The sequence below is a fragment of the Vibrio sp. 1F279 genome, assembly GCF_041439815.1.
Lineage (GTDB): Bacteria > Pseudomonadota > Gammaproteobacteria > Enterobacterales > Vibrionaceae > Vibrio > Vibrio tasmaniensis_A.
The window spans coordinates 1-6,644 of the sequence record NZ_JBGOOU010000073.1; the positions used below are offsets into that span (position 1 = coordinate 1).

6 protein-coding genes are annotated in these 6,644 nt (G+C 39.1%); 2 read left to right on the top strand and 4 right to left on the bottom strand.

Annotated elements, in window-relative coordinates; translation table 11 throughout:
- Positions 1–284 precede the first annotated feature (284 nt).
- Positions 285–722: a hypothetical protein gene (locus ACED60_RS24825; protein WP_371728669.1), complete on the bottom strand. Its 438-nt coding sequence runs from the start codon at positions 720–722 to the stop codon at positions 285–287.
- Between the two features lie 187 nt (positions 723–909).
- On the opposite strand from ACED60_RS24825, the gene ACED60_RS24830 reads away from it, so the two are divergent.
- The gene (locus ACED60_RS24830; RefSeq protein WP_371728670.1) at positions 910–1,635 is read left to right on the top strand and encodes a hypothetical protein; all 726 of its coding nucleotides are present in this window, start codon (positions 910–912) and stop codon (positions 1,633–1,635) included.
- A gap of 45 nt (positions 1,636–1,680) precedes the next feature.
- On the opposite strand, the gene ACED60_RS24835 is transcribed toward ACED60_RS24830, so the two are convergent.
- Together ACED60_RS24835 and ACED60_RS24840 are read right to left on the bottom strand one after the other, a co-directional pair.
- Positions 1,681–2,610, bottom strand: coding sequence for a DNA cytosine methyltransferase (locus tag ACED60_RS24835; protein ID WP_371728671.1), 930 nt, complete (start codon positions 2,608–2,610; stop codon positions 1,681–1,683).
- Between the two features lie 14 nt (positions 2,611–2,624).
- Entirely contained in the window at positions 2,625–2,942 is a 318-nt protein-coding gene (locus ACED60_RS24840) for a hypothetical protein (protein WP_371728672.1), read from the bottom strand.
- A 661-nt stretch (positions 2,943–3,603) separates the two neighbouring features.
- On the opposite strand from ACED60_RS24840, the gene ACED60_RS24845 reads away from it, so the two are divergent.
- Entirely contained in the window at positions 3,604–3,984 is a 381-nt protein-coding gene (locus tag ACED60_RS24845) for a hypothetical protein (protein WP_371728673.1), read from the top strand.
- A 1,652-nt stretch (positions 3,985–5,636) separates the two neighbouring features.
- Here ACED60_RS24845 and ACED60_RS24850 read toward each other — a convergent pair.
- Positions 5,637–6,239 (bottom strand): hypothetical protein, encoded by a 603-nt coding sequence (locus tag ACED60_RS24850; RefSeq protein ID WP_371728674.1) that lies wholly within the window; start codon positions 6,237–6,239, stop codon positions 5,637–5,639.
- Positions 6,240–6,644: the final 405 nt, after the last annotated feature.

Here is a 6,644-nt window from a genome sequence, read left to right on the forward strand (position 1 = left end):
GCTCTGTCCAAAACATCTTGAATCCAAACAGAGTGCAGGAGTACTTGAAGTGCTTACGTGATATAGCTATCATGAAAGGACTTACCGACTGCGAAATCGTGAGTACTCCGAAAAAAGCCACCTGGCAGGGTGGTTTTTTCACATCTGGGGAATAGATTAATCCCAAAAGCGATTGATCTCAATGATCCTTTTAACCGGTCATGACTTTCCCCAACAAAAAAGCCTCCTGTATGGGAGGCTTTTTTGTATCTAAATCTCGGTGCACTAAGTTACGTTAAATAAAATTAACCTGATTTTTGACTTCGCATTTTTTCACGGGATTTAATTTCATTTATCTTTGCCTCAACACTCATCATTTCCGATTCAGCTTCACCTTTATACATATCAACCAAATCATCAATTTTATTAAAAACATCACTTCTATTGCTCGAAGTTCGACCTTTTTCAGCAAATTCAGCAATTAGCGTAGGATACGCAACATTACGATTAAAGAGTCGCTCTTGCAAACGAAGAGCGACTCTCGGTGTAATATCGAGATTTTGCTCAACCATAATCTTGCGAATCATTGTCATCATTAGATGGACTTTATATTTTTTGATAGCAATCGTGATTTTCCCGCCTGCTATGCGTGCGTTACCACTTGTTGTATATGCATTGTATATATCATGAGCTAAATCCTTCTCATTGAAGTGAAATTTAGCTTTGTAATTTTTAGGGGTCATTAACACTGCCCTTTTATGGTGTCGTTAAAGCTAGGGAGCAAAAAGCAACATCAGCAGCAAGGAACTTTATCCTTCAACAAAACGCTGCTTCCGCGTTCAAATTTCGAACTGTTCATATTAAATCCCATATATTCATTGAGTTAAAACTACTCCAATGATATTAATCCTCTAAAAAATATGAGGTCATATGATGCTAGGAAAACCAAGAATTCGAGATAGTAAAGATACTCAAAGACCATACCCATTAAATAAAATCCCTAAACAATACTTAAGCAATATTGGTAAGAATATCGCCTATCTTATTGCTATTGGAGAAAGGGGGTTAACTGGAGAGAAATGGGAAGAGATCTTTGCTAATAGCATAGGTGGAGAACAACTTGGTAGAAGTTTAGGTCTTGCCGATGTTATCAAAGATGACTTTAGTTGGTCGGTAAAAACCGTAAAGTCAAAGAACCCACACTCCCAGAAAACCATTCGTATTATATCAGGAAGAAACAATGTAAATTTCTCTTGTGGTATAGAGCGACCTTTAGACGATATCGAGCTAACTGGTGAAGCCGTCATTGCCATTTTTAATCAACGGCTAAAAACTGCTAAAGCTAATTTTAAAGACCTGACTCATAGCTTCTTAATACGGTCTGATGATTTAACCCATTACACACTGTTTGAAAAAGAAGCTCATGAGATAGACCCTAAAATTATCAATTGGACTGTGAATAAAAATGGTAACTTTGAAGGCCATATTGATGGTGAGCACCGATTTACGTGGCAACCTGACGGTAGTCAGTTCACCGTATTCTACAGCGTTCCAGATAGTGCTCTGCGATTTACAATAAAAAAGCCGGCTCCCTTAGATTTTGATACTGTCATAAGAGAAATCGGATTCAATGAAGATTGGATAGCCGTCAAATAGAAAAACACCAAATTTATAGTTTTAATGAGGGCTAAGCCCTCATTTCTAAGCTACATTTTGTTGACGACCCCACTGCATAGATATAGCCATCTGTTCTGCTATAGCTTTTATTACTGGAACAGCAACGCTATTCCCTGCTTGCTTCTTCAATTGGGTGTGAGACACAACTATCTTATACCACTCTGGAAACCCTTGTATTCTTAACATCTCTCGAGACGTTAACCTCCGATAACCATTAACTAATAAATAATTATGAGATGCACCGGACCTAAGCGCACAAGAGTAAGGTAATGGGGATACATTACCAGAGATATTCTGATGCCAAATACTAGGTATTGGAGCCTCTTTACTCAAATTATTCTTACGTTCATTTCGAATCTTATCGCTAACAAAAAAGTTATCAGGAACTAAATGGTCAGGCTCAAGAACCTCTGACAAATCAAAAGTCTCTTTCCCAACAGGGAAATTAAAAGAAACGGTATGATCTAAGAATCCGACAATAAAGGTTCTCTCTCGTTTTTGTGGAACTCCAAAGTCCAAAGCATTAAGAACTGTATGGTGAACACTATATCCGAGCCCCTCTAAAGCTTTCAGAATGACTTTAAATGTATTCCCTTTATCGTGACTTTTTAGTTGCTTTACATTTTCAAGCATAAATGCCTTAGGTTTTTTCTCTTTTAGGATCTCTATAATATTAAAAAAAAGAGTTCCTCGAGTATCTTCAAACCCGTTCATCTTCCCAATGATACTGAAAGCTTGGCAGGGAAAACCTCCCAATAAAACGTCGTGGTCTGGTATATCTTTAGGGGCTATTTTTGTTATATCCCCATGTGGTTTCTCTCCAAAATTAGTTTCATATGTTTGTTGGGCGTACTTGTCCCATTCAGAAGAGAAGATACACTCTCCCCCCTGTGACTCAAAACCAAGCCGAATCCCACCAATCCCCGCAAAGAGATCTATAAATTTAAATGACATAAACTCACCAAAAATCAAAGGTTATAAGCACTAGGGAAATAGGATATCTTTTCCGGATTACGGTACTCACAATATTTTCTCATTGCAGACCTAAGACAACCCGTCATAGCATATTTCGCACCGTTTTTAGCTCCATTGGCTCTGGCGTAATTCTTAATTTCTGACATTGCTAGAAGATAGTTATCAACAGAAGAAACCGCGAGATCTATTGAATCTAAAACTTCTTCATCTAACCTTTTGCACCTGCTAATCGTATCACCAGCAACCCTATTAGATACTCCTTTCTTAACGATCAACCACTCTCTAAAATCTTCCTTTACTTCTGAAAACATACCCACCCCAAAGCGCTAAACTATAGCGCTAAACTATAGCGCTAAACTATAGCGCTAAACTATAGCGCTATAATAAAGAATAAATACCAAAAAGCAACACTCTCCACCCCCTTATAGCATTAGCTCCATAAGATGATTTTTGGGTGTTTATTATTCCTATTATGTAAAATCCACTAGTTAGCTATCAAAAACACCCACTCAGAAGCCCTAAAACGCCCTTAGCGGACATTTTCACACCCTAACTAATGCTCCGTACGCCAAATTAACCTTGTAAGTTTGTGACGCTTTCAGAGCCATTCACAGGGCGAATTAACATCTTTTAAACTCATCCTAATATCACACCGTAACGCCCATAACCGAAAGTTTGCGATTTGAGATCGTGCTTAATCGTGAAATGAACGAAGTTCTTTCATGAGTGAGTACGATCCGACAAACGAACGGAGTGAGAGCGTCAGAAAAATCGTAGATTTTAACCTTTAGGGTTCAAGGGATTCCCCTTGGGACGCGAATGAAGGAAAAATTTGAAAAATTTTGTATACATTCGACAGCGTGCCTATATGTACTAATCCGTAAACAGTAAAAGATGGTCATTTCAACTCAGAAGCCCTTGATATACCTTGGTTTACAGACCGTAAACACCACGTAAACAAAGGATAAATGAATGAGTAAGGTGATTAGTATTCGGATTTCAGAAAGCACCCAACTTACGCTCGAAATGAAAGCGAAATCAGAAGGAAAAAGTGTTAGTGATTTCGTTAAGCAAGCAGTAAATGACAGTCTAGACACGCACAAAATAGATAAAATAAAAGCAGAACAAAGAGAGCAAGAGCAGGAACTAGAAAAGCTCTTAAAGAGAAGCCATATGTCCACGCAGTCGATCATTTCAAAATTATCGAAAGCAGATCAGGCATTGGAAGATTGGGAAGAAAAAACCAACGGATTATCACCATCTTTTAGTACCTTAGTCATTATCATACTAGCCGGCTTTTCTACATTTTTTTCACTTCTAAACTTGATTATTACGTTCCTGACAATCAAATGACGAACGCAAAAAATCAAGGTGCACCGATCTGCTTTTCGTTTCCTAAATCAATCGCGATCAGCGTCCCCCTCTGAGGGGATTTAATTGTTATGTGGGAATGAAAGTGCTCTATAAGCGTTAAGAAATTCAATCACTGAAAGTGCCGAACTGGAGAGGGGAATTGCTAATTTTAGTGCATGCTATTGGGATGCGTTGAGTAGGCGAGACCAAGTGATTCTGGTCGGATGAAAAGGCTGAATTAAGCCAGGAAGGAACGACCTGCGAAAATACAAACTATTTCACCCTCTAGAAGTGCTTGGTCGCGCGTAGCGCTACGCATCCTAGGTCTTAGAAACATGTTTCTAAGCTGCTCTTTTATTTTATCTTTTTTTGCATTCTAGTGGACTAGTTTTGTGGACCTATTCAGTGGACTAAGCCAGTCCAGAAGGGGAGTCCACTAAAAGAGTCCCCAGAAATAGCGTAAGAAGTGAGTGATAATAAGCTCACGCAGAAAGGTAAAAAAACCGATCTATAGAACTGATATGTGAAACCGATATGACCATATATCAGTTCTACAGATCGGTTTCGTATATCGGAAAAAGAAAGAATTAGAGAGAAGCGATCCATTCAAGAAAACATATAACGTTAGTCTAAATGAAAGTGAAAAGAGATATTCGGGGACAGTGCCAAAGATGGACATGAAACGATATTCCGCTTGCACGGTGTTCGGACGCTTCGCTTACTCACACACTGCGCCTAGCGGTAGAAGTAGAATATATAAGAGTACAAGGACGGCAAAGAATCAGCCCTTTCGGCTGCGCCGACCCCTACCCTTTTCGACTCAATTTTATGAGTGATTTGGGTATCTCTATGGTCGCTTTCAGATTGGGATTTGTCTCTTACCCTTTCGGGCTGCCCTGCGCTGTGAGTAAGGCTTTACGCCCCCATTCCGGTCTCACAACACTAATCATTTATTCCTTTCCCGCTTATCCCCTCTAGCAGCTACAAGGGGCGGATTTATCGAGCGTTTGCTTAGTTCTGATTAGTGCCTTTACCATGCCACCTTTGGAATATCCCTTGATCGGTGGCTGATGCGCGTCGCTCTGTCCAAAACATCTTGAATCCAAACAGAGTGCAGGAGTACTTGAAGTGCTTACGTGATATAGCTATCATGAAAGGACTTACCGACTGCGAAATCGTGAGTACTCCGAAAAAAGCCACCTGGCAGGGTGGTTTTTTCACATCTGGGAAATAGATTAATCCCAAAAGCGATTGATCTCAATGATCCTTTTAACCGGTCATGACTTTCCCCAATAAAAAAGCCTCCTTAAATGGAGGCTTTTTTGTATCTAAATCCCCGTACGAATTAAATGAGCTTACGTAAATGGGTTACCAAAACTTTGGAGAACTGCATTACCTTACAAAAAGTGTGATACAGATCACACTTTTTGTAAGGTAATGCTTGTTTAAAATTCTGATCATGCCAGAATCATTGTGTACCTCGCATAAGTTGCAGCTCTTAACAGGGTGCAGGTATGTCGCTGTAGTAATACAGTTTCAAACGGGACGTAAGTCTGACGGTTGTTAGGAATAAGGTGTAATAACCTAAGAAGCGCAACAGTTAAGTTATTTATATGAGTCGCCTCAGCTTTGCTGGGGCGTTTTCATATCTACTATTCTAATAACTCAGACCATTGGGTCTGTATTAACCTTCCCAAAATGATATCGTAAGTCTCTTCTTTGTCTGATAAAGCTAATTTATATGGCTCATTGTTTCTGTTATGCGCAGTTTCAACAAACATAACTAACTTTCCGCCCTCATTCTTAATCTTTATAATGACGTATAAGCCAAATCTAGGTCTTTGCCTGTTATGTTGCTTAAAGTAAAGAGCCTTACCTGTAATACGGCTTTCTTTACAATTCTTCCGGCTTAAGTACTGTATTGACTGTACCAATTGCTCACAATTGGTGTAACGCTCAAGGTCAAAAACCCTATCTACTGTAGAACCATCATCAAACTTATCAAATGAAAGGGCTGGTGTGGTTTCACCACTCTTACGTTCATGAGTAAAACAATGAGGGTTATAACGAACTTCAATATCAATGCTACCTTTTTGTCGTTTACCCCCCTCATCCCTAAATTTATATTTATAAGAATAAGTTTGATTTCTAAGGTGCTCTAGTGAATATTTAGTCCCGTCTGGATCAGTATATGTCCGGTCACAATAGACATCCTCATTCCAATCATAACCAATTTTTTGTTTTTCTTTTATCACCGGTAATCCCTATCTAAACCGTAATCAGCCGATCTTATTATGCCATAAACAAATACTTCAAAAGGTAAGGCAAGACGCCCAGTGGTTATCTAGGTTAAAAACCACCCACAAAAAACAAGGTGTACATTATTCCTATTATGTAAAATCCACGAGTTTGCTATCAGAAACAGCCCTCAGAACCCCTCAAACGCTCTTAGCGAAGATTTTGGACACTTGATCAAGGCAATATACTTCCATACGGCCTTGTAAGTTTGTGACGCTTTCATAGCGAATCTCAGCTCGAATTAACATCGTTCAAACTCACCCTAAAAGCACACCGTAACGGCTAAAAGTAAACTAAATCAGCATTTCGAATTACGAATCTCGAGTGTGATTCGAATGATGTTGTAAATCGCATAACCAAGA